Origin of the sequence: Kitasatospora sp. MAP5-34 (assembly GCF_029894335.1) — a bacterium.
Classification (GTDB): domain Bacteria; phylum Actinomycetota; class Actinomycetes; order Streptomycetales; family Streptomycetaceae; genus Kitasatospora.
The window spans coordinates 60,380-82,636 of the sequence record NZ_JARXZC010000019.1 but is presented as its reverse complement, the minus strand read 5'-3'; the positions used below and the strand labels follow the sequence as shown (position 1 = coordinate 82,636).

Annotated in this window: 15 protein-coding genes; 8 read left to right on the top strand and 7 right to left on the bottom strand. The window is 72.3% G+C overall.

Annotation, left to right across the window (positions count from 1 at the left end; all coding sequences use genetic code 11):
- The first annotated feature begins 16 nt into the window (after nucleotides 1–16).
- On the top strand, nucleotides 17–1,591 hold the full coding sequence (locus tag P3T29_RS17550) for a DUF4157 domain-containing protein (protein WP_280717429.1): 1,575 nt from the start codon (nucleotides 17–19) through the stop codon (nucleotides 1,589–1,591).
- A gap of 36 nt (nucleotides 1,592–1,627) precedes the next feature.
- Here P3T29_RS17550 and P3T29_RS17545 read toward each other — a convergent pair whose 3' ends face one another.
- The 4 genes from P3T29_RS17545 to P3T29_RS17530 all read right to left on the bottom strand — a co-directional run bounded on the left by P3T29_RS17545 (nucleotide 1,628) and on the right by P3T29_RS17530 (nucleotide 8,363).
- Nucleotides 1,628–3,688, bottom strand: a complete 2,061-nt coding sequence (locus tag P3T29_RS17545; protein ID WP_280717428.1) for an ATP-binding protein — start codon at nucleotides 3,686–3,688, stop codon at nucleotides 1,628–1,630.
- Nucleotides 3,685–4,404, bottom strand: a complete 720-nt coding sequence (locus P3T29_RS17540; RefSeq protein WP_280717427.1) for a DUF4255 domain-containing protein — start codon at nucleotides 4,402–4,404, stop codon at nucleotides 3,685–3,687. The genes P3T29_RS17545 and P3T29_RS17540 overlap by 4 nt, the downstream gene beginning before the upstream one ends.
- Nucleotides 4,401–7,448 (bottom strand): hypothetical protein, encoded by a 3,048-nt coding sequence (locus P3T29_RS17535; protein ID WP_280717426.1) that lies wholly within the window; start codon nucleotides 7,446–7,448, stop codon nucleotides 4,401–4,403. Before P3T29_RS17535 ends, P3T29_RS17540 begins: the two co-directional genes overlap by 4 nt.
- A gap of 288 nt (nucleotides 7,449–7,736) precedes the next feature.
- Complete coding sequence (locus tag P3T29_RS17530; RefSeq protein WP_280717425.1) at nucleotides 7,737–8,363, bottom strand: response regulator transcription factor; 627 nt, start codon at nucleotides 8,361–8,363, stop codon at nucleotides 7,737–7,739.
- 296 nt (nucleotides 8,364–8,659) lie between these two features.
- On the opposite strand from P3T29_RS17530, the gene P3T29_RS17525 reads away from it, so the two are divergent.
- Nucleotides 8,660–10,051: a hydrolytic protein gene (locus P3T29_RS17525; RefSeq protein ID WP_280717424.1), complete on the top strand. Its 1,392-nt coding sequence runs from the start codon at nucleotides 8,660–8,662 to the stop codon at nucleotides 10,049–10,051.
- 38 nt (nucleotides 10,052–10,089) lie between these two features.
- Here the strand turns inward: P3T29_RS17525 and P3T29_RS17520 are convergent, their stop codons facing one another.
- Complete coding sequence (locus tag P3T29_RS17520; RefSeq protein WP_280717423.1) at nucleotides 10,090–10,482, bottom strand: DUF4280 domain-containing protein; 393 nt, start codon at nucleotides 10,480–10,482, stop codon at nucleotides 10,090–10,092.
- 475 nt (nucleotides 10,483–10,957) lie between these two features.
- On the opposite strand from P3T29_RS17520, the gene P3T29_RS17515 reads away from it, so the two are divergent.
- On the top strand, nucleotides 10,958–11,248 hold the full coding sequence (locus P3T29_RS17515; protein ID WP_280717422.1) for a PASTA domain-containing protein: 291 nt from the start codon (nucleotides 10,958–10,960) through the stop codon (nucleotides 11,246–11,248).
- 129 nt (nucleotides 11,249–11,377) lie between these two features.
- Here P3T29_RS17515 and P3T29_RS17510 read toward each other — a convergent pair whose 3' ends face one another.
- Nucleotides 11,378–11,956, bottom strand: a complete 579-nt coding sequence (locus tag P3T29_RS17510; protein ID WP_280717421.1) for a TetR/AcrR family transcriptional regulator — start codon at nucleotides 11,954–11,956, stop codon at nucleotides 11,378–11,380.
- A 91-nt stretch (nucleotides 11,957–12,047) separates the two neighbouring features.
- Between P3T29_RS17510 and P3T29_RS17505 the strand changes: the two genes are divergently transcribed.
- Together P3T29_RS17505 and P3T29_RS17500 are read left to right on the top strand one after the other, a co-directional pair.
- Complete coding sequence (locus P3T29_RS17505) at nucleotides 12,048–12,494, top strand: DUF1772 domain-containing protein (protein ID WP_280717420.1); 447 nt, start codon at nucleotides 12,048–12,050, stop codon at nucleotides 12,492–12,494.
- Nucleotides 12,495–12,546: 52 nt separating this feature from the next.
- The gene (locus P3T29_RS17500) at nucleotides 12,547–12,921 is read left to right on the top strand and encodes a hypothetical protein (protein WP_280717419.1); all 375 of its coding nucleotides are present in this window, start codon (nucleotides 12,547–12,549) and stop codon (nucleotides 12,919–12,921) included.
- 59 nt (nucleotides 12,922–12,980) lie between these two features.
- Here the strand turns inward: P3T29_RS17500 and P3T29_RS17495 are convergent, their stop codons facing one another.
- Nucleotides 12,981–16,031, bottom strand: coding sequence for an EAL domain-containing protein (locus P3T29_RS17495; RefSeq protein ID WP_280717417.1), 3,051 nt, complete (start codon nucleotides 16,029–16,031; stop codon nucleotides 12,981–12,983).
- 622 nt (nucleotides 16,032–16,653) lie between these two features.
- On the opposite strand from P3T29_RS17495, the gene P3T29_RS17490 reads away from it, so the two are divergent.
- The 3 genes from P3T29_RS17490 (at nucleotide 16,654) to P3T29_RS17480 (ending at nucleotide 22,182) form a co-directional block, all read left to right on the top strand.
- Entirely contained in the window at nucleotides 16,654–19,683 is a 3,030-nt protein-coding gene (locus tag P3T29_RS17490; protein WP_280717416.1) for an amino acid adenylation domain-containing protein, read from the top strand.
- 19 nt (nucleotides 19,684–19,702) lie between these two features.
- Nucleotides 19,703–20,473, top strand: a complete 771-nt coding sequence (locus tag P3T29_RS17485) for a leucyl/phenylalanyl-tRNA--protein transferase (RefSeq protein WP_280717415.1) — start codon at nucleotides 19,703–19,705, stop codon at nucleotides 20,471–20,473.
- Between the two features lie 665 nt (nucleotides 20,474–21,138).
- Nucleotides 21,139–22,182, top strand: coding sequence for a substrate-binding domain-containing protein (locus P3T29_RS17480; RefSeq protein ID WP_280717414.1), 1,044 nt, complete (start codon nucleotides 21,139–21,141; stop codon nucleotides 22,180–22,182).
- Nucleotides 22,183–22,257: the final 75 nt, after the last annotated feature.

Genomic DNA, 22,257 nt, shown 5'->3' with positions numbered 1-22,257 from the left:
GGGCGAGGGGAGAACCATGCACGCACGAGAGCGGCCGGACCGGCCCGAGGACGTCGCCGACCGGCCCCGAGCGGCGGCCGCCCACGAGAGGCCGGCTCTGGGCCCCGAACTGCTGGGCGCACTCCAGCGCAGCGCCGGGAACACGGCCGTCACCCGGCTGGTCGAAGCACAGCGCTGCGCCGACCACGGGTCACCGGACGCCCACCCGGTCCAACGCGCCACCGTCCACCAGGTGTTGAGAGAGTCGGGCCGACCGCTGGCCACACCCGTCCGCAGCGAGATGGAGGCCCGCCTCGGCGCGGACTTCGCGGACGTACGGGTCCACGACAGCGCCACCGCCCAGCGCTCGGCGGCCGAGCTGGGCGCGCGGGCGTACACCTCGGGCAGCCATATCGTGGTCGGCAGCGGGGGCGGCGACCGGCACACGCTCGCCCACGAGCTCACGCATGTCATCCAGCAGCGCCAAGGGCCGGTGGCAGGCACCGACAACGGTGGCGGGGTCTCCGTCTCCGACCCCTCGGACCGGTTCGAGCGGGCCGCCGAGGCCAACGCCGTCCGGGTCATGCGGGCGCCCGTCAGCACCGACCACTCCGGCAGGGCCGAGAGCGGCATCGAACGAGGAGCCGAGGAGATCTCCGGAACTCCCTTGCAAAGCAACGGCGTTCAGCGGAACGCCAACGTACAGCGGGACACGTTCCTGTCCAAGCAGCAGGGTCCGTCCTGCTGGCTCTACGTACTGGAGGCGATCGGCACCTCCTACGGGCTCAATCTCTCCTCGCTCTCGATCGCTATGCGGGCCTACCCGAGCACCGCCGACCGGGCCGCACGGTACGAGAACCTCAGGGCAGCCGGTCGGGCCGAAGGGGTCGACCAGCGCCACCTGGCGGTGGTGATGACAGCCGAGCGGCTGGCGGCCATGGTGCAGGAGCTGGTGGACTGGGACAGGTCACCAGCGCGCGCCGACCGGATCCATCAGGACGAGCTCCGCCTGATGGCCCGGCGGGCGATCGGCTCCGAGGCCTCGGTCGACCGGCTGGCCTTCACCGCCGGCTGGGCGGGCTTCGCTTCGGTCCTGGAGGCCTACCGCGAGGCGGCGCACCGCGCCGACATGCTGGCCAACATCATCAAGGACGCCAACGACGAGGAGGTGAGCCAGCTGCTGAACAGCGCACCCGGCATGGTCACCGCCGGTCAGCATCTCAGGGACGTCTGCTCCGCCCTCACGAACCAGACGATGCCGAGCTACGTCGGGATCCGGAAACGGTACAAGCCCGTCCTGCGCAGCCTGCCCGACGAGGTTGATCTCAGGTCCAGGCCGGTCAGAGAGCTGCAGCCGACGGCGCACGCCATCCTGCTCGACCACTTCGAGCACCACGGAGGCCCAGCCCCGGCAATACCGGGGAACAAGTCGACAGAGCACAACCGGCACATGTCGGACTTCGTGATCTACAAGGACCCGAACTACGGGAACGTCAGGTTCAAAGTCACCCTCAGCCAGTTCCGGGCGATGGCCGGGACTGGGAACATGCCCCTTCGGCCATTCATCCTCACCAGCACCACCCGGTCGAAGCTGACCGAGCTGCAGGGCTGAGCCGGCGCACACCCGGCCCGTCACACGTACGGCCCGTCACACGTACGGCGCGAACTCGTGGGCGAGGACCAGGCGGCCGAGCTTCCGGTACTCGCTCTGCACGGCCGCGACCAGGTCGGCCGTGCAGAGCGGCCGTCCCGCGTCGGCCGCCAGGTAGGCGGCCGTCACCGCGCAGGCCCGGATCGAGCCGCCGGCCAGCTCGAAGCGGGCGCAGAAGTCCAGGTCGAGGTCGTCGGCGCGCGGCAGGTCGCGGCCGAGGCAGCGGTCCCACAGGGAGCGGCGCTCGGCGGCGGCCGGGACGGGGAAGTCCACGATGACGTCCAGCCGCCGGGTGAACGCCTCGTCCAGATTGGCGCGCAGGTTGGTGGTCAGCACGGCGATGCCGTCGAAGGACTCCATCCGCTGGAGGAGGTAGGCGCTCTCCATGTTGGCGTAGCGGTCGTGTGCGTCCTTGACCTCGGAGCGCTTGCCGAAGATGGCGTCCGCCTCGTCGAAGAGCAGGATTCCGTTCACCCCGGCCGCCTCGGTGAAGATCCGCTCGAGGTTCTTCTCCGTCTCGCCGACGTACTTGTCCACCACCGTGGAGAGGTCGATCACGTAGAGGTCGAGCCCGAGGTCGGCGGCGAGCACCTCGGCCGACATCGTCTTGCCCGTGCCGGAGTCCCCGGCGAACAGGGCCATCACTCCCCGGCCGCGTCCCCCGCCGGGACGCATCCGCCACTCCCCCAGCACGGTGTCCCGGTGCCGGGCGCGCAGCGCCAGCTCGCCGAGCTGGGCGGCCGTGGCGGGCGGCAGGACGAGGTCGTCCCAGCCGACGGCGGGCTCCACCCGGCGGGCGAGGCGTTCCAGACCGGCGGCGTTCTGCGCCCGTACCCCGGCCCGCAGGTGGGCCGCCGAGACCGGCCCGCCGCCGGTGAGCAGCGTCTGCCGGAGGGCCGAACGGGCGGCCCGGCCGATCTGATCCGGCGTCAGGAGGAACGGCGCGAGCACCCGGGAGACCTGCACACCTCCCTCCAACTCGGCGCCGTCCAGGGCGTCCAGCCAGAGCTGCGCGCGCTGCGCCGCCGTGAGCCGGTCGGCGGCGAGCTGCAGCGGGCTGTCGTCGGCCCACTCCGGGTCCCACCCGGACCGGCCGGTCAGCAGCACCGGGACGGGCAGCGCCGCGAGCGGGCGGAGCAGCCGGGAGCGCTCCTGGACCAGCGCGTCGACCGGACCGGCCACGACTCCCGCGCCGCACAGCCGGGCCTCCCTGGCCAGCCGGGCCAGCGCCTGTTCGGGGGCCGGTTCGGCGGCCAGCGCCGCCAGGTCGAGCCGCAGGACACCCCGGCCCGCCGCCGCCAGCGCGGCCGTGGCGAGGGCGGCGGCGGAGCCGCCCGGCTCCTCGCGCAGGTAGACCAGCCGGACGCCGGTCCGCAGCGCGGCGCCCAGCTCCGCAGCGGCGGCAGACGGCAGGCCGGTCGTGGGGACGAGCAGCCGCCGCAGGGCCGGCCCGGCGGTGTCGTCGCCCAGCAGGTGGGCGGTCACCCGGTCCGGCACCCGCAGGGAACGGCTGAGGAAGGGGCGTTCGGGCTCCTCGACGAGCAGCAGTCCGCCGGCGACCAGGGCCGACGAGGGCGCCAGGGCGGCCCGGGCGGCGGCATGCAGCGGTCCGGCCCCGACGAGTTCCAGTGCGAGCCCCGCGCTGGCCCGGCGTCGGCTGACGTCGTCGTTGAGGTAGCCGTACAGCTGCTCGAACCGGCTGTCCGCGTCCGGCAGCAGGGCGGCCAGCAGGAGTTCGACGTCCAGCGGAGTGAGCGCGAAGCTCCGGGCGAGCGCCCGCAACGGGAGCCGCGCGCCGTCGGCTTCGGCCCGGTCGGCCGCAAGCTCCACGTCGAGCAGCTCGGCCTCGTCCGCACCTGACGGGCCGTCGGACGGCGCCCTGCCGTCCAGCAGGCGGTCCACGGCCTCCTCCGACAGGTACAGCCCACGGAACGGGTCGTCCGGCTTCGGGTCCGCGCTGCGGCGCAGCTCGACGGCCCGGCGGACGCGGTGTTCGACCAGCCGGAGCCGGGCGGCGAGATGGAGTTGCCCGGCCCGGTCGGGCAGCTCGGCCGTCACCGGGGCACCGGCCCGGCAGCGGGACGCCGCCCGGCCTCGCCACGGACCCGGCGTGCGCCCACTGCGGGGGGTGTCACGCCGGGCTGCTCGGTGTCGCCCTCGTAGCGCGGGCGCCGCAGCTCGGCCCGGCCGTCCGTACGGTCCACGGTACGGTCCACCGCATGCACCAGCAGGGCGTCCGTGACGGGAGGCCCGACGAGCTGCCGGACGGCCGGCATCGGCGACGTCACCACCAGGTCGAGCGAGGGCTTCAACTCCCCGCCGAGCGCGGACCAGACGTCGGCCAGGGCCCGCCCCTCACCCGGCGGCAGCGCGATCGTGTAGGCGACGTCCAGGCCGAGCGCGGCCAGCGAGCCGGTGAGGCGGTCGGCGGGCAGCGAGCCACGGCCCAGCAGTCCGGCGAGCAGCACCGAGAGCAGCCGGTGCTCGTCCTGCGGTCGTTTGGTCCAGGCCGTGACCAGGTAGGACAGGTCGAACCAGCGCGGCGGACCGTGGACGGCGACCACCGTGCCGTCCGCCGCGTACTCGGGCCGCCGGCCCTGCTGACGGTGTGCCACCGACTCGCGGATGTCGTACAGGAACAGGTTGACGGTGGGTGCGTTGCGCCGCGCCGCCCACTCCCGGGTCGGCGCGTCGAAGACGACCTCGATGCCGGTCGTGCCCAGCACCTCGCCGGCGAGCAGCCCGTGCAGGGCCTCGTCGATCTCGTGGATCACCCGCCCACCTGCCCGGCGAGCGACGGCAGGCCCCAGGACGGGGTCTCCACCAGGAAGGGCGTACCGACCGTGGCGAAGCCCGTGCCGGTGGCGGTGATACTGCGGGCGCCGGGATCGTCGCCGCTCATGATCAACAGCTGCGCCGTGAAGCTGCCGTCGGCGGCCGGCACGGCCGGTGCGGCCACGGCCGTGATTCCCGGCCTCCAGGCCAGGGTCACCGGCAGGCCCGGCGGGAAGTCACGGCCGCGTACGGAGGTCACGAACCCCGGTGGGCCGATCGGCGGCGCGGCCACGATGACCGGCTGACGTACCGTCAGCTGCTGAGCGGCGCGGCTGTCGGCCGGCACCGTGTCCGGGCCGGTGGTGGTGGCCGTCGCCGCGAGGTCGAACGTGCCCGCCGAACCGGGGACGATCACCAGCTGCACCATGGCCGAGGCACCCGGCGCGAGATCCCCGACCGGACAGCCGCCGACCGGATCACAGCCGGCTGGCCAGCGGGAGGCCGCGAGGCCGGTCGGGATCACCGGGAGCAGCCGGACTCCGCTCGCCGGGCGGCCGCCACGGTTGGTCACGAGGTACGTGACGGTGACGGGCCCGCCCACGTACGCCGGGGCCGCCGGGGCGGTGATCCGCACGGCCGGATCCGGCCCGGGGGGTGGGGTCGGGGGCGGGGTGGGGGTGGGGGTCGGCGAGGGGCCGGGCACCGGGACGTCCGCAGCGGCGTGGTTGTCGGTGAGGTCGGGGTCGAGGACCCAGCCTGTGGTGCTCCAGCCGACCTGTCGGGAGCCGGCCGCGTCGCCGACCAGCTCGGCCGTGACCCGGACTGTCTGACCATTCTTCAGAGTACCTAGGTCACAGTGGAATTCGGCCGCCCGGCAACTCCCGGCGTCCGGTTTGAGGCCGGTCAGGTGCAGCCCGGCGGGCAGCGCGACGGTCAGCTGGACGGCGGGGTCGGCGGCGGGGCCCTGGTTGGTGACCGCCATGACCAGGCGGGTGGCCCCGCCAGGGGTGGGCGTGGGCGCCGGCGGCTCGGCCGCGGTGCTCAGGTCTGCGGTCGGCTGCCAGGTGGGCGCCACCTGCTGCCCCGGGCCGGCGCCGGTGAGGCGGGTCGAGTTACCGGTGACCGGGTCCATGATCACGACGAATCGGTGCCTGGTGTGATCGTACGGGCTCGAGGAGGGGGAGTCGCCGACGTCGACGAGCAGCCGGGTGCCGTCGGGGGACCAGGAGGGGGCGGAGCAGCGGTCGGACCGGTCGCTCGTGTCGAACACGGCGCAGACGCCCGGACTCTGCGGGATCGTCCGGGCGTGCCGCCCGTCCGCGTCCATCAAGCCGATCCGGGGTCCTCCGGCGACGACCAGGGTGCGCCCGTCCGGCGAATAGGCCGGCCAGCTCTCGTCGTCGTGGCTGATCGTCCGGTCGACGGCGGTGAGGTCGCGCGGGTCCGTGCCGTCGCTCGCCCGGACGGACCAGACGTGGACGGTGACCTGGCCGTCGTAAACGGAATGGGCGAAGGCGAGCCTGCTCCCGTCCGGCGAGAACGCCGGCACGCCGTACACGCCGGGGCCGGGCGTGGGGACGGTGTAGAACTCGTGGCCGGTGGCCGCGTCCAGCACCGAGATCACGCTGCCGGCGTGGTCACCGTGCGCGGCGCGGGTCAGCGCGATGCGCGTGCCGTCGGGCGACCAGGCCGGCTGGGCGTCGTCCTCGTTGGCGGGCCGGGCGGCGTCACCGCCCAGCGGCCTGGCGTTGGTGCCGTCGGCGTCGGCGATCCACACCCGGCAGACCACGAAGTCCCCGACCGGGCCGACCTTGGTGAAGGCGATCCGGCGGCCGTCCGGCGAGTACTGCTGGCTCGCCTCGCAACTACCTGTGGGCGCGGCCATGTCGCGCAGCGGCACCAGCAGGTCCCTCGGGTCCGAGCCGTCCGGCCGGACGTCCGTCAGGTCCATCGTGCCGGGCGTCGCGGCGGTGTCCCTGGCGACCACCAGTTCGGAGCCGCCCGTCGGGGGCAGGTACCAGGCCGGCGTGCCTGGCCGGCGGTGCTCCGCCAGCCGAAGCTGAGCGTCCGTGGGGGCGCGGAAGGGCTGGGTCGTGTACACCTGCGAGTCGAGCGGGTCGGCCGTCGAGCCGGCCACCTGCGGGACGGCGCTGAGGAACGCCACCTCGGTGCCGTCCGGCGACCAGCTCCCGGCCCTGGAGTCCATGGGCGGCGTCAGCAGCGACTGCTCGATGCCGGACTCGCCGCCACCCACCAGCATCACCTTGATCTGCCTGACCGGCGGCGGACCCGGCACGGTGTACGTGAACAGCAGGCGCCGGTCCCCGGCCACCGGGTCCCAGTCCGGCTCGGTGTTCCCGGCCGACGGGTCGGCGCAGACCTGAGGGTCCTGGTCGAAGGTCAGTTGCCGGATGTCACCGCCGTTCACCGGGACGGAGTAGATCTGCCGGCACCCGCCGGCACCCCTGGCACCGCTGAAGGCGATCGTCGTGCCGTCCGGGGACCAGGTCGGCCAGACGTTGTCCCCCGTGCCGTCGGTCACCCTGCGCAGGCCGGTGCCGTCCGGGTTCACCACCCAGAGATCGTGCTGACCGTCCGGCCGCCCGGTCGTGGCCGCGAAGGCGATCTGCCGCCCGCCCGGCGCGAGCGCCGGGTGCTGGACGCCCACGACGTCCTTGGTGACCTGGACCGGCACGACGTCCGCCGGGCCGAGGAAGTACACCTGGGGCAGGGCGGAGGCCCGCAGGCTCGTCCAGACCACCGAGCTTCCTCGCGCGGACACTTCGTCGTCGTAGTGCTGCGGCCCGCCGGGGAAGAGGGGGGCACTCACCGTGACGGGCGCCACCGCGTTCGCCCCCATGTCGATCGTCCCGATGCTGCGGTGCAGCGTGCCGCCGTACGCGATCCGGCCGGGCGCGGCCGGAGTGCTCGCGGTCGCCGCGCCGCTGGTCGCGTGCAGCGCCACCAGGCCGACGGCCGCGAGGACCAGGGCGAGCAGGGCGGCGGCCGGCCTGCCCTTCGGCCTGCGATGAGTACCTCGCACCTGCGGTGTCCCCTCGGGATGGGTGGGTAGGCCCTGGGCCCCTGTCCGACGGGGCCCGTGTCCGGCTGCTCGTGACGGCGCGGCCGGACGGGCCGGGCGCGGCCGACGGGCACACCCCCGGAGCATCGTCGGCCGTCCGGCCCGCCGTCACCAGGCCGCACGGGCCGGTCGGGGGGAAGCAGCCTCGGCCCTTTCGGGCAGACGCAGCCCTCAACTTCCCTTTGCTCCCGCTCAGCTGCCTCTCGTCCCACCTGAACTGCCGGCCCGGCAACTGCCGTTCGCTCCCGCTCAGATGAGGCCCTCCCGCAGGGCGTACGCCACCGCGTGCGAGCGGTTGCGCAGTTGGAGGCGGCTGGTGATGTCGTGCAGCACGTTCTTCACCGTCCGCTCCGAGTAGGCCAGTTGCTCGGCGATCTCGCGGGTGTCACGCCCCTCCGCCACCAGCTTGAGGACGTCGATCTCGCGAGCGGCCAGACCGGAGAAGGAGATCCCGCGTGGGTCGAGGACCTGGCGTTGGAGCCGGCCCACCTGGTCCAGCAGCCTGCCGAGCAGATCCGGCGGCAGCGTGCCCTCGCCGCGTGCGGCGGCCGTGATCACCTGGGTCAGCCGGGTCGAGGTGGCCTCGGCGCGGCGGACCAGGCCGACCACGCCGCACTCGACGGCCGTGGCGAGGCCGGAGTCCTCCATCCGCGACACCACCAGTACCAGCCGGGCCGTCATGCTGCGGCGGCGCAGCCTGCGCAGCAGCGTCACCACCAGCGGGTCGATGCTGTCGGCCACCACGAGCAGGACCGCCGCCTGCTCCTGCTCCGCCGCGTCCAGCACCCGGAGTTCCGGGCACATCCGCAACTGGCTGACGACCCCCGACTGTGAGATCGGGTCATCGGCATGGAGGAAGACAGCGACACGTTCCACAACGCTCCTCAGGTGTGAAGACAGGTGAAGACGGGTGAAGACAAGGGACCGACACCGGACGCCACCGGACGACCGGCCACGACCGACGGCGGCACGCGGCGGTAACGGCGACCGTGAGCCGATCGGGCACGCCGATGTGCCCGAGCCTCGAGCCGTCGGCCCGCCGGTGGGGGTACTCATTGTGCGAAGCCTTCTTGCCATGCACTTAACAACGCCCTAACAGGAAGCAGGACTGCCCCAAGGTGTTCCCTTTCCGCCCCTGCGGACGGCGGGCATCCTGCCTACATTCGGCGCCCATGACCGTAACCGCCCACCTGGACACGCCCTCCGTCTCCGTAGAGCCGGGCGGCGAGCAGCACGTCACCGTGCGGATCCGCAACAACGGCGACATCGTCGAGTCGTACCGACTGGACGTCGTCGGCGCGACCTCCGCCTGGGCCGTGGTGGAGCCCGCAACCCTGTCGCTCCTGCCCGGCCGCACCGAGGACGCCGTCCTGACCTTCCGGCCGCCGCGCTCGCCCGACCTGCCCGCCGAAGAAATGCCCTACGCCGTAAGAGTTCTGCCCTCGGAGCGCCCAGACGGCGCGGTGGTGCCCGAGGGGACCGTCCGGGTCCTGCCGTTCCACGAGCTGGACGCTCAGCTGCTGCCGAGGACGACCAGTGGGCGGCTCCGAGCGCGCACCCAGGTCGGGGTCAAGAACCTGGGCAACACCTCCGCGCAGATCCGGCTCGCCGCCACCGACTCCGCCGAACGGCTCCAACAGACCCTCAAACCAGGGACGCTGACGATCCGGCCGGGCGAACTCGTCTACGCCGACCTGACCGTCCGCTCCCGCCGGCGCCTGTGGCGCGGCAAGGCGAAGCCGCATCCCTTCCAGGTCGAGGTGACCCCCGCCACCGACCCCGACCCTGCCACCACCACCGCTCCTGCCGCCAAGCCCGCCGTGCTGCCCGGTACGTACGAGCAACTCCCGCTGCTCCCGGGGTGGGTGTTCGGCCTGGCCGCGATGGCCCTGGCGCTGGTGACCCTCTGGTTCACCATGGTCCGGCCGGCCGTCCGGTCCGCCGCCCGGGAGTCGGTCGACGCCCAGGTCAAGCAGGCCGTGCAGGCCGCCGTCAACCCGGCGGCGGCATCGGCGCCCGGCACGCCGCGCTCCCCCGGCGCCGGCGGTTCCCCGGCGGCGGGCGGCGGGGGCGCCGGAGCGGGAGCCTCCCCCGGGGCCGGCGGCGGGCCGGGTGCGGGCGGCGCTCAGAGCGCGCCACCCGCCGGGCCCGGCGCCGCAGGAGGCCCTGCGCAGGGGCCCGGGCAGGGGTTCTCCACCTGGCTCACCACCAAGGCGGATCCCGGCGGCCACGGGGAGGCGTCCTACAAGGTGCCGGACGGCCGGTTGCTGCTGCTCACCGACCTCACCGCCTACGCCCCGCAGGGGGACGAGGGCACCCTCACGGTGAGCATCAACGGGACGGAGGTGGCCACGCTGGCACTGGAGAACTTCCGGGACCGCAACTTCCCCTGGCTGACACCGATCCAGGCACCACCGAAGAGCAAGATCGTCCTGTCGGTCGACTGCCGCAAGCCGGGGACACCGCCGGACGCGTCCGCCACCACGGCCTGCGCGGAGTCCGTGTTCGTCAGCGGCAGCTCGGTCACGGCGCCGACACCCACACCCTCCGACTCCGGGCACTGACCCCCGAGGTGGCGGGGCGGGTGGCCCTGACCGGCCGCCTACCCCGCCACCTCGGTGCTGGTCTGGCCCGGCGCGACGATCTGGATCAGACCACCCCAAGCGCACTGGCACGTCGAGGAGTTGGTCAGCGCGGGCACGCCGCCGACCAGCACGGACACCGAGCCGGGCTCCCAGGGGGCGAGCACCTCGGGGACACACGGCATCGGAGTGAGAACGCCCAGCGCCGCAGCCGTCGCCGCAGCGACCTCCGGGTTCTCCTCGCTCATGCATAGGCCGAACGGCGGGATGTTCAGCAGCGGTTCGCTGTCCACGACCGTGGCGACGGGCAACCCACCGACCACCACTTCCTCGCGCTCGACCAGGAGCGCCACCGGGCCGCCCTGCCCGAAGGCACACGCCAGCTCGGCCCCCATCACCACCAGCACTCCCACGAGAAACGTCCTTCCTACCGCCGACCGCGCCCTCTTCCGGGCCGCAACCGACTCTCCAGGACACCGCCGCCCCCGAAAAGGAGCCACCGGGCCACACCCAGGGGGCACTCCTGCTGCCTCATCGGGCACCCCGTCCTTCCCGCGAAGCCACTCACCGACGGCCTACCCGGCCACCGAACGGATGCCCCTGGCCACACCGAGCGGGCACCGAATCCGGCCGGCCACCCGGCACTCACGCCTGCCCACCACCGGGAGCCCACCTCGACACCGCCCCAAAGATCACCGCTGGGCACTCGACGAATACCCGGCGGTGGGTCCAGGCCCAGTCCTGACGCCCCCCTGTACGGGTCTCCCCAAGTCGGCGTTGGCTCGGCACGGCTGGTCCCAGTTGTACTGACCGCATACGTTCACCGGGTTGGGTTGAGGTCTTCCCTCTGCCTGAGATCAGCGAGATGCTGCACGCGGGGAGGCTGACATGAGCTGGGTGGGGCCAAGCACCGCTGACGAGGTGACCGTTCCCGACATCGTCGGGCTGATCGTGACGGACGCCCGGAAAGTCGCCTGGGAGGCGGGCGTGGTCATCGCCGCCGCCGATCCGGACGGACCGCCCGTCAGGGCACTGACCTGGCCTGGAGTCTGGGTGGTCACCGCCCAGACGCCCGCCCCCGGCTCCCGGATGCGCCGCCGGGGGTCGCTGGTGATCGAGTTCAAGAAAGCGCCCGACGGCGAGGCCGGGGACCGCGAACCACGTCCTCCGTCCCCCTGAAGCAGACCCCAACACCGATAGCCGCAACGCGGTACAGCACTTCATCAGTGCGGTGGCTCCCGAGCGGCGATGCCGTTGGCCGACAGCCGGGCCGGAAGATCCCGGCTGCCCCTCCGCCCGGAGCGTGTGTCAGATCACGGCGAGCCGGTCCACCAGCAGTTCCACCCTCCGCTCGGCTTCCGCCGCTGGCAGCCGTCCCGCCCGGGTCAGGGTGGCCAGTCCGTGCAGGGCCGCCCAGAACACCTCGGTGAACAGCGACGGGTGGACGCCTTCCCCGGCGACCTCGCCGAGGCTTTCCAGCAGGGCGGCGAAGGCGTCCTTCAGAGGCTCCGGGGTGTCCTCGGCCGCGAAGGCCAGGCCGCCGTCGAGCCGGAACATGGCGTCGTAGACCGCCGGGTTGCGTTCGGCGAAGTCGAGATAGGTGCGGGCGAGGGCGACGACCCGGGTGCGCGGGCCGTCCGCCGCAGAGGTCGCGGCCCGCAGCGCCGCGGCCATCTCGGCGGCGCCCCCCAGGGCGACGGCGCCGATGATCTCGCGCTTGCCGCGGAAGTGGCTGTAGAGGACGGGTTGGCTGTATTCGATGCGCTCGGCGAGCCGGCGGGTGGTGACCGAGTCCCAGCCCTGCTGCTCGGCGAGTTCGCGGGCCGTCGCCACGATGAGGCGCTCGCGAGCCGCCCGTTCGCGTTCCTTGCGTTCCTGTACCGACATGATTCGATCCTAGCATCGCTAGACAAGTGAGCGGCAGCAGTACTAGCGTTACCTCATCACCTAGCGGCGCTAGATCCCAGGAGGGGTCATCATGCTCGACGCACTCGAGGTCGTCACCATCGTGGTTTTCGGCGTGATGGTGGGGGTGGAGTTCTCCGTCGCCTTCGTCATCAACCCGATCTTCAACGCACTTCCCGGTGACAGTGGCCAACTCGGCCGCGCCCACGGGGGCCGGATGCTCGGCGCCGTGATGCCGGTCTGGTACATCGGCTCGCTCGTCCTCGTCACGGTCTGGGCCATCGCCGGATGGCACCACCACGGCACCGGCCTTGTCGTCACCGCCGGAGCACTGCTGATCATCAGCGTGATCATGTCGCTTCTGCTGCTCGTCCCGATCAACAACCAGAGCAAGACGTGGACCCCCGAGAACCGGCCCGAGGACTGGAAGGAGCAGACGAACCGCTGGGACCGTTTCCACTACGTCCGCGTCGCCGTCCTCATCGCCGCCTTCGCCCTGCTGGCCGCCGCCCTCGCCTGAGCCTGCGGGCCGAGACCGCGCAGGCGGCGTGCGCTCCTCCACTCCGCAGGCGGTGGCGACTTCCGCGAATGCCAGGTCGTTCGAGGGCACCGCCGGTCCCGGACCTCCCTACCGGCTGAGCCCCCAGAGCGGCCAGACGGACAGCAGCAGTCCCGCGCCTGCGGCCAGCAGACCCCAGCGGGCCGTCGTCACCGGCACCCTGGAGACGAACGGCCGCGCCGGAACGGTCTCCCACCGTTGGCGGCGCAGCGACGGCACCGTCTCCGGCGAGTTCACCCAGCCCGTCGCCAAGGGCAGCCACCGGACCGACGTGGTTCTGCGCTGGACCTTCGACGGGAAGGGAACCATGGCGGCCACGGCGGTCCTGGACGTCACCTCCCCCACAGCCCACTCAGCCTCGACCTCCTTCACCTACACCTGCCGCTGACCTGCCGCTCGGAACCGGGCTCCCCGGCGGCCGCGAGGCGCCCCTCCTGGTTGCGCGCCTCAGACCTGTCGGCGCCCCTGCGGGTGCAGGTCGAGCGACCCGAGGGCCGCGTCGTCACGTACCAGCGTGCCCGCCTGGTCGACCGTCAGGGGCTCGGCGAAGAGGTAGCCCTGACCGAGCGGGCAGCCCATCGCGGTCAGCAGGTCCCGCTGGGCGATGGTCTCGATGCCCTCGGCGATGACCTGGACCCCGAGGGTGTCGGCGATCCGGCTGATGCCCTCGACCAGTGCGTACTGCTGCGGCGAGACCCCGAGCCCGTCGATGAAGGACTTGTCGATCTTCAGGATGGAGATCGGGAACTCCCGCAGGTAGCTGAGCGAGGAGTAGCCCGTCCCGAAGTCGTCGATGGCGAGCCGGACGCCGAGGTCGCTGAGCGTGGCCATGTCGGCCCGGACGCGGTCGTCACGCCGCATCAGGACGCTCTCGGTGAGTTCGAGGATGAGCGAGCCCGGCTGGATGCCCGAACTGTCCAGCACCGCACGGACGATGTCGACGAAGCCGGCGTCCCGCAGCTGCCGGGCGGAGACGTTGACGCTGATGTACAGCGGGGGGCGGCCCCGGTCGGCGCGGGGTGCGAGACTCGTCCGCTGCCAGCGGGCGACCTCGGCGGCGGCCCGCTCCAGCACCCAGGCGCCGAGCGGCACGATCTGTCCGCTCTCCTCCGCCAGGGCGATGAACTCCTCCGGCGGCACCATGCCCCGGCGGGCGTGCGGCCAGCGGACCAGCGCCTCGAAGGCCACCAGACCGCCGCCCGCCAGGTCGACGATCGGTTGGTAGCACAGCGAGAAGGCCGACTCGGAGATCGCGGAGTCGAGGCTCTCGTTGAGTTCGTGCCGTTCGAGCAGGCTGGCCTGGAGCGCCGGCTGGTACTGGCACCACTGGCGCTTGCCGGACGCCTTGGCCGAGTAGAGCGCGAGGTCGGCGTGGCTGAGCAGTTCCGCCGAGTCCGCGCTGTCCTCGGTAGTCGCCACACCGACGCTCGCGGACACCCGGACGGCTCCGGCGCTGAGTTTGAACGGCTCCGCGAAGGCGGCGAGCACGCTGTCGGCGATCCCCCCGACGTCGGCGGGCGAGCGCGCGTCCTCGACCAGCACGGCGAACTCGTCCCCGCCGAGCCGGGCCGCCGTGTCGGAGGTCCGCAGCGCGGTGGAGACCCGTAGCGAGACGGCGACCAGGAGTTCGTCCCCCACACCGTGGCCCTGGGTGTCGTTGACCACCTTGAAGTCGTCCACGTCGATGAAGAGCACCCCGGTCACGGTGCCCTGGCGCTCGCTCCGGCTGAGGGCGTGGCCCACCCGGTCCTGGAAGAGCACCCGGTTGGCCAGTCCGGTCAGCGAGTCGTGGAAGGCGCGGTGGGTGAGCTCGCGCTCCATCTGGCGCTGGTCCGTGACGTCGCGCAGGGTGAGCACCAGACCACCGACGGTCGGGTCGTCGCGGAGGTCGTTGCAGCGCACCTCGACCTCGATGCTCCGGCGGTCACTGCGCAGCAGCCGCCAGTGGACGCCCTGCTCGGAGTGGTCCCCCCGGCGCATCTTCGCCAGCGCCAGGACGACCGCGTGACTGTCCTCGGGCGGCACGAGATCGATCAACTGGGTCCCGCCGAGCTCTGGTTCGCCGAGGACCCGCTCCGCCGAGGAGCTCGCGTACCTGACACTGTCGTCCTCGTTGAGGATCAGGATGACATCGGACGCGCTCTGCACGAGGGTACGGAAGTACGCCTCACTGTTACGGACGTTGATCTCCTGGCTGAGCATCACCCGTTCGACGGCCAGCGCGGACTGTGCCGCCAGGATCTCCAACGAGCTCTGTAACGCGGTGAGTTCGAGCGCGGTTCCGCCCACCACCAGCATCCCGACCAGCGAGTTGCCGGACGGCCGCTCCTTCAGGGCCAGCGGGCAGAGCAGCGCGCTGGGTGAGCCGTCGAGCAGGGTCGCGAGGTCACCGCCCAGCTCGCCGGCCGGCACCAGCCGAGGCTCCCGGGTGGCCGGCAGGGGCGGCACGAACTCGTCCTCGCCGAGGGCCAGCAGCGCGACATGGCGGGGAGCGTTCGGCATCAGCGTCGACACCGCCGCCCGGACGGCCGCCGCCACCTCCTCCACCGTCACCACCGAGGTCAGCTCCGCGCCGGCCACCCGCAGCGCCCGCTCCCTGGCGACGGCGTGCCGGTGGATCATGACCACCCCGGACAGCCGGGCCAGCACCAGCAGGAACAGGACGGCCGAGAACGCGCCGATCACCCCGGCATGGCTGGAGTCCCCGAGGTTCACCTCGACCAGCAGCACTCCCGGCGCGATCAGCGAGGCAAGGGCGAGCAGGGCGATCCGCCCGCGCGTGATGTGCGGCGGCTGGACCGGGATAGGCCTGGTGAGTTCGACCATCGACGGGTGGAGGGCGGCGGCACCCCAGGCGCAGTAGAAGGCGGCCCAGCCCAGGTCGACCGGCGTGCCGATGTGCCAGACGCCGTGCAGCTGGATCAACCCGTACAGGACGTCGGAGACCAGGATGCCGACGGTGCCGACGGCCAGCAGCTGCAACGACGTGCTCTTGCCGCCGCGTGGGACGAGCAGCCGGAGCAGCATCGCCAGCACCAGGACGTCCCCGAGCGGGTACGCCATCGAGATCGCCTTCTGCACCCAGGTCAGCTCGGGACTCACCGCGTACGGGAGGATCAGGTAGATCCAGACGAGCAGCGCCAGGCCGACGGTGATCGTCAGCGCGTCGATCACGCTGCCACGGTCCTGGTGGGCCGTCCGCCAGCGGATGAACCCCAGGACGCCGGCGGCGTAGAGGAGATACTCGGCGAGATAGAAACCGTCCGCGATCGACGGGAAATCCACCTGGTGGAGATAGTCGGTCTGGATGACCTGCACCACCTCACCCGCCGTGAAGCTCAAGTTCGCGACGGCGAGCAGATACCAGGGCAGTGCGTGTGCCGGATGGTTGATCCGGGCCCCGACGATGATGGCGGCAACTCCGCTGAGCCCGATTCCGGTCCACCAGACGATGCGTTCGGTGGGATTCAGGTAGTAGACAACGGTGAGCAATGCCATCCAGCCGAAGTAACAGGCCATCAGACGTTGTCGGCGAGATGTCAACGCAGCCTCTCCCTTCGCCGCTCCCTCCCTCCACCGCGTCACGAACGCGAGTCACGAACGCGATTCACAGACGCGGGAAGGTCGATGCTTGGAGGGTCGATGCATGGAGGACGGCCATTGGCCGGGCCTTTTTATCATACATAGATCACACTGAGTGGCTATAGTCGAGAAGCGGGGCCCGCACACCGGCGGGCCACGCAACTCCCGTCCCTCTCAGGCACTGTCAGCACTCCCTCGTAGCATTCCGAGGTCCAGGCCAGTGGACAGATCCGACCCTCCCCCACCGCGGAATTCCGGGCTGAACTCCGTTCTGCTGAACGGCGAAGGACAGTACGCGATCTGGCCAGGTGACTTTCCGGTCCCCGCCGGTTGGCACAGCGTGTGCGCGCCCGCCCCGCTCGACCGGTGCCGCGCCGAGGTACGGGCCCGGTGGACGGCTTCGACTTCCCCAAGAACTTCCCCGCAGACTCCTCCGCGAACTCCCCTGTTAACAACTCCCCCGAGCCCGCCGGGCACTCCCCCGCGAACTCCTCGGACGCGAACTCCCCCGAGCGACCGCAGCGCTCCGTTCCCGACCGTGCACGAGCTGTTCCGACGGCAGGCGGCCCGGCGGCCGGACGCCACGGCCGTGGTCGACGAGGACCGCGAGTTCAGCTACCGCGAACTGGACAGCTGCAGCGACCGGCTGGCCCGGACGCTCAGCGACCGGGGCGTCCGCGCGGAGATGATCGTCCCGGTCTGCCTGGACCGGGGCATCCCGATGGTGGTCGCGCTGCTCGCGGTGCTCAAGGCCGGCGGCGCCTTCCTGCCGCTCGACCCGGCCCACCCGGACCGCCGGCTGCGACAGCTCACCGAGGACGCGGGCGCCCGGCTGGTGGTGACCAGCGGTGACCACGGCTGGCGCTTCCGGACCTGCGGCGTCTCGCCCGTACTGGTGGAGAACCCCCCTGCACCGGACAGCGGCACCGACGACACCCCCACCGACGCCACCGCCCCGGACGATCTCGCGTACCTGATGTACACCTCAGGCACCACCGGCACCCCGAAGGGCGTCCTGGTCGGCCACCGCTCGATGGCGCTCTCGCTCACCAGGGCCGCCGAGGCGTACGGCCTGTCCGACACGGACCGGGTACTCCAGCTCGCCGCGCTCGGGTTCGACACCTCGCTCGAACAGATCTTCACGCCACTGCTGAGCGGAGCCGCCGTCGTCCTCGGCGGCCGCCGCACCTGGGCCCCGACCGAGCTGGTCGACCGGCTGCCGGTGCTCGGCATCACCGTGGCGGACCTGACACCCGCCTACTGGCACCAGTTCCTGGACAGCGCGAACGGCAGCGCGAACGGCAGCGCGAACGGCGGCGGCCCGCTGGACTCAGTGCTGCGGCTGCTGGTGGTCGGCGGGGACACCGTACCCGCCGAGGACTGCCTCACCTCGCTGCGCCTGCTGCCGGGCACCCGGCTGGTCAACGCCTACGGCCTGACGGAGACGGTGATCACCTCCACCATGTCCGAGATCACCGGCGACCTGCTGGGCCCGCCGCCCGCCCCGGTGCCGGTCGGCTCGCCGCTGCCAGGGACCCGGCTGTACGTGCTCGACGCCGCGCTGCGCCCGGTGCGACCCGGCGAACAGGGCGAGGTCTACCTCGGTGGCCGGCCCCTCGCGCGCGGCTACTGGCGGCAGCCCGAGCTGACGGCGGAGCTCTTCCTGCCCGATCCGTACGCGGGAGTCCCGGGAGCGCGGATGTACCGGACAGGGGACACCGGGCGGCTGCGGCCGGACGCCCGGCTCGAACTGTCCGGCCGGACCGACCAGCAGGTGAAGGTGCTCGGCTTCCGGGTCGACCCGGCGGAGGTCGAGTCCGCGCTCGCCACCCATCCGGCCGTCGACCGGGCCCAGGTGGTCGCCATGAACCGTCCCAAGGGCGGCAAGATGCTGACGGCCTACTTCACGCTGCGCACCCCGGCCCGGGCCGACACCTTCCACCGGGGCGTCCGCGCCTACCTGTCCGCCCGGCTGCCCGAGCACATGGTCCCGTCCGCGTTCGTGCACGTCGAGCAACTGCCGCTGACGCCGGACACGAGGACCGGCCCGCAGCGGCCGCCGCCCGCCGAGCCGGCCGCGCCCGGCAACGGGTCGGCCGTGGAGGCCGCCCTCGCCCAGCTCTGGTGCGAGCTGCTGGGGGTCGAACGGGTGGCACCGGGCGACGACTTCTTCGCCCTGGGCGGCAACTCGTTGATCGCGATGGAGATGTTGGCGCGGGCCCGGATCATGTTCGGGATCGGCGTGACCCAGATCCGCTTCCTGACCCGCGCGCTGCTGCACCACCCGACGCTGCGGGCGTTCGCCGAGGTGACCGGTTCCGCCCGGACGGGCACGCCGGGCGAGGCGCCGCAGCCGGTGGACTTCACGGCCGAGGCGGTCCTGGACGTCCCCGTACGCCGGAACGGCGGTCCGGCCCCGCGCTGGCAGCACCCGGCCGAGATCCTGCTCACCGGCGCCACCGGGTTCTGCGGAGCCCACCTGCTGCACACCCTGCTGGAGACCACCGAGGCCCGCATCCACTGTCTGGCACGGGCACCGGACGAGCAGCGGGCCCTGGACCGCATCCGCGCGGCGCACCGCCGGTTCCTGCGCCACGAGCCGGTCGCGGACCGGGTCGTCCCGCTGGTCGGCGACCTCACCGAACCGATGCTGGGCCTGGCGCCGGAGCGGTTCGAGGCGCTGGCGTCGAGCCTGGACGTCATCCACCACTGCGGCGGGCAGGTCAACTTCCTCTACCCGTACCAGGATCTGCGCCCGGCCAACGTCTGCGGCACCCGGGAGATCCTCCGGCTGGCGGGCCACGCCAGGTCGATACCGGTGCACTACGTGTCCAGTCTGGCGGTGCTGGCCGGTTTCGGGCCGGCCGGCGTCCGGTACGTCACCGAGGACACCCCGCTCGGCCACCCCGACCAGCTGTCGGTCGGCTACGTCGAGAGCAAGTGGGTCGCGGAGGCCCTGCTGCACAACGCGGCCGCAGCGGGACTGCCGGTCGCGATCCACCGGGTCAACGACGTCACGGGCGATCTGACCACCGGCACGATGAACACCGGGACGGAGATCTGCGCGCTCATCAAGTTCCTCGCGGACAGCGGGGTCTGCCCGGACGTCGAGCTCTGGCTGGACTTCGTACCCGCCGACCGCTTCACCCGTGCGGTCGCCCACATCGCCACCCACCTCCCGGCCGCCGGGGAGGTCTACCACCTCACCAACCCGCGCTACGCACTGCTCGGCGAACTGGCCGACCGGCTGCGGGCCCGGGGCTGTCCGATCGAGCAACTCCCCTACCCCGACTGGGTCCAGCAGCTGGTACGGTTCGCCGCAGCGCACCCGACGCACCCGATGACAGCGTTCGTCCCACTGTTCGTGGACCGGTGCGCCGGGGCTGGCCTCTCCATCAGCGAGATGTACTTCCGGCCCACCTTCCCGCTCTTCTCCCGCGCCCGGGCCGAACGGGCGCTGCGCGGCAGCGGGATCGAATTCCCGCCCGTGGACGCCCAGTTGCTCGACTTCTACCTCGACGATCTGCTGGCCGGCGGCTTCCTGGAGCCGCTACGGGCAGCACCGTGAGCACGGGGAGGAGCCGGTGGTGGCGGCGCTGAGATCGTGGAGTTCGGTCGACCTCTCGGCGGCGCCCGGCGACGCCCCGGCCGCCTTCTGCGCCGATCTGACCCCGGCCGGACTGCTGGCGGGCTACCGGGCCGGCGCGTACCCGCTGCCGGCGGCGGACGAGTACAGCCGGTACCTCAACGAAGCCCTGTACGAGGACCGCGTCGCGGCGGGGAGCATCGCCGTCCTCGGTGTGGGTGGCGAGGTGCCGTCCGAAGTGCCGTACGGAGTGGCCTGGTGGTCGCCGGACCCACGGCCGGTGATCACTCCGGGCGGAGTCCGGCTGGGGCGGCGGCTGGCCCGGCGGCTGCGCAACGGTCTGCGGTGGTCCACCAGCGTGGACCGGGAATTCGCGCAGGTCGTCGAGCAGTGCCGGGCCGGCCGCAGCCCGCGCTGGCTGACGGACCAACTGAAGCAGGGCCTCTACGGACTGCACCGGGACGGCCACGCACACAGCGTCGAGGTGTGGGAGAACGGCGAGTTGATCGGCGGAGCCTTCGGCGTGCAGGTCGGGCCGGTGCTCAGCCTGGACTCGATGTTCCACCGCCGTACCGACGCCGCGCGAGTCGCGATCGCCGATCTGGCCGCCCGCTTCGCGGAGGCGGGCGGGCTGCTGCTCGATGCCCAGTGGGACAGCCCGGCCGTCCGAAGTCTGGGCGGCACCATGCTCCCCCGGGCCGACTACCTCGAACTCCTGCGCCACGCCCAGGAGTCACCACTCCTGCCGCGCGACCTGCGACCGGCGGGGTGACGCGGCACTCCAACCGGCTCGGGCCATGGCCCCAGGTCAGTCCGACCGGCTCCGGCACGCCCCGCAACCTGCCCCGGCGGACCACGTCGCAAGCAGGGTCAGCTGACGGTGACCGCCGGAGGGCTCCACGCAGTGCCTGTCGGCCCGGCTCCGCCGAACGGGCCGACAGGCACCATGCCAACACATTCGAACATGAATACCCATTAGTCAACATCTTTGGGCGCCACAATCGCTGCCGCCCGCCCGCGCGCACCCCCAGGGTGCGGGCGGGTCGGGCGGCACGTGCGTGACCGGCGCGTGGCCGGTGCGGCACCTGCCACACGCAGGCAATGTCACAAGCACATATCAAGCGGGCCGGAAGCCCGACATCCCCTTGACGGCCGCATATGGCAGAGGGTGTCATGTGTCGCATCGCGTTTAAAGGTGTTTGGTTCTGATGGATTATTGAGCGCTCAACGTCGCACCACCCCTTCCTCGGGGCCTGAGGTGGTGCGTACGCCAGGACTCGAGATCCATGTCCCCGGAACCGGCCACCCCCGAGCGCGGCCACCCTCCCACCCCTCGCCGGACAGCGCCGGGCCGGCGGTTCACCCCGCCACCCACGCACTCCCGGCACCCCCGCGACGCGCACACCTGATGCCCGGTGTCCGCGCGAAGGAGCACTCATGTTCACTGCACGCAGCCGCCGTGCCGCCGCCGCTGTCGGCCTGCTGGTCGCGATGGGCCTGACGGCCTGTTCGACCGGCCAGACCACCGCTCAGACCGGCGGCGGCGACGTCGCCAAGGTGACCGGGAAGATCTCGATCACCTACCTGCAGAAGCAGGGCGACCAGGAGTACTTCATCGGCGAGGCCGCCGGCGCCAAGGCGAAGGCCGCCCAGCTCGGTGTCGACCTCAAGGTCGTCGACCTCGGCAGTGACGCGAACAAGACGATCAGCGAGGTGCAGTCCGCCATCGCGCAGAAGAGCAACGGCCTGATCATGGTCGTGCCGGACCCGGCCGTCGGCCCGCAGGTGGTCCAGACCGCCAAGGACGGCAAGGTCGCGCTGCTCACCTCCGACGACCAGATCTGCTCCACCGGCCCGGACCCGGTCGGCTGCGCCCACCAGGACCTGGTGCCCCGGATCGGCTTCAGCGGTGAGCAGATGGGCGGCGAGGTCGGCAAGCGCGCCGCTGCCGAGTTCAAGAAGGCCGGCTGGACGGCTGCCGACACCCGGATCATCTCGGCCTGGAAGCAGGACGTGACGGTCTGCGGCGACCGCGTCAAGGCGGCCGGTTCGGCCTTCTTCGCGGACGCCGGGCAGGTGCAGACCATCAACGTCGCCACCGACAACACCCCGACCGACGCGCAGGACAAGGTCGCCGCGACCATCACCGCCAACGCGGGCGTCAAGCACTGGGTGATCTGGGGCTGCAACGACGAGAACGTCCAGGGCGGGGTCACCGCGCTGCAGAACTCGGGCGTCAGCGCCGACAACATCATCGGCGTCGGCCTCGGCGCCTACCTCGCCTGCAAGGACTGGGGCAGCGGCAAGCCGTCCGGCATGAAGGCCGCGCTCTTCATCAACGGCAGCGACGTCGGCGCCCTGGCCGTCCAGACCATGGTCGACAAGCTCAAGGACGGCAAGGCCTTCCCGCAGGAGGCGTTCGCCAGCACCAAGATGGTCGACGCGACCAACTGGAAGGACTCGGGCCTCACCTGCAGCTGATCACCGATCAGCTGACCGGTCCTCCGAAACCCGCCCGGGGTGGAGCTCGCTCTCCCCGCCCCACCCCGGGCCTCC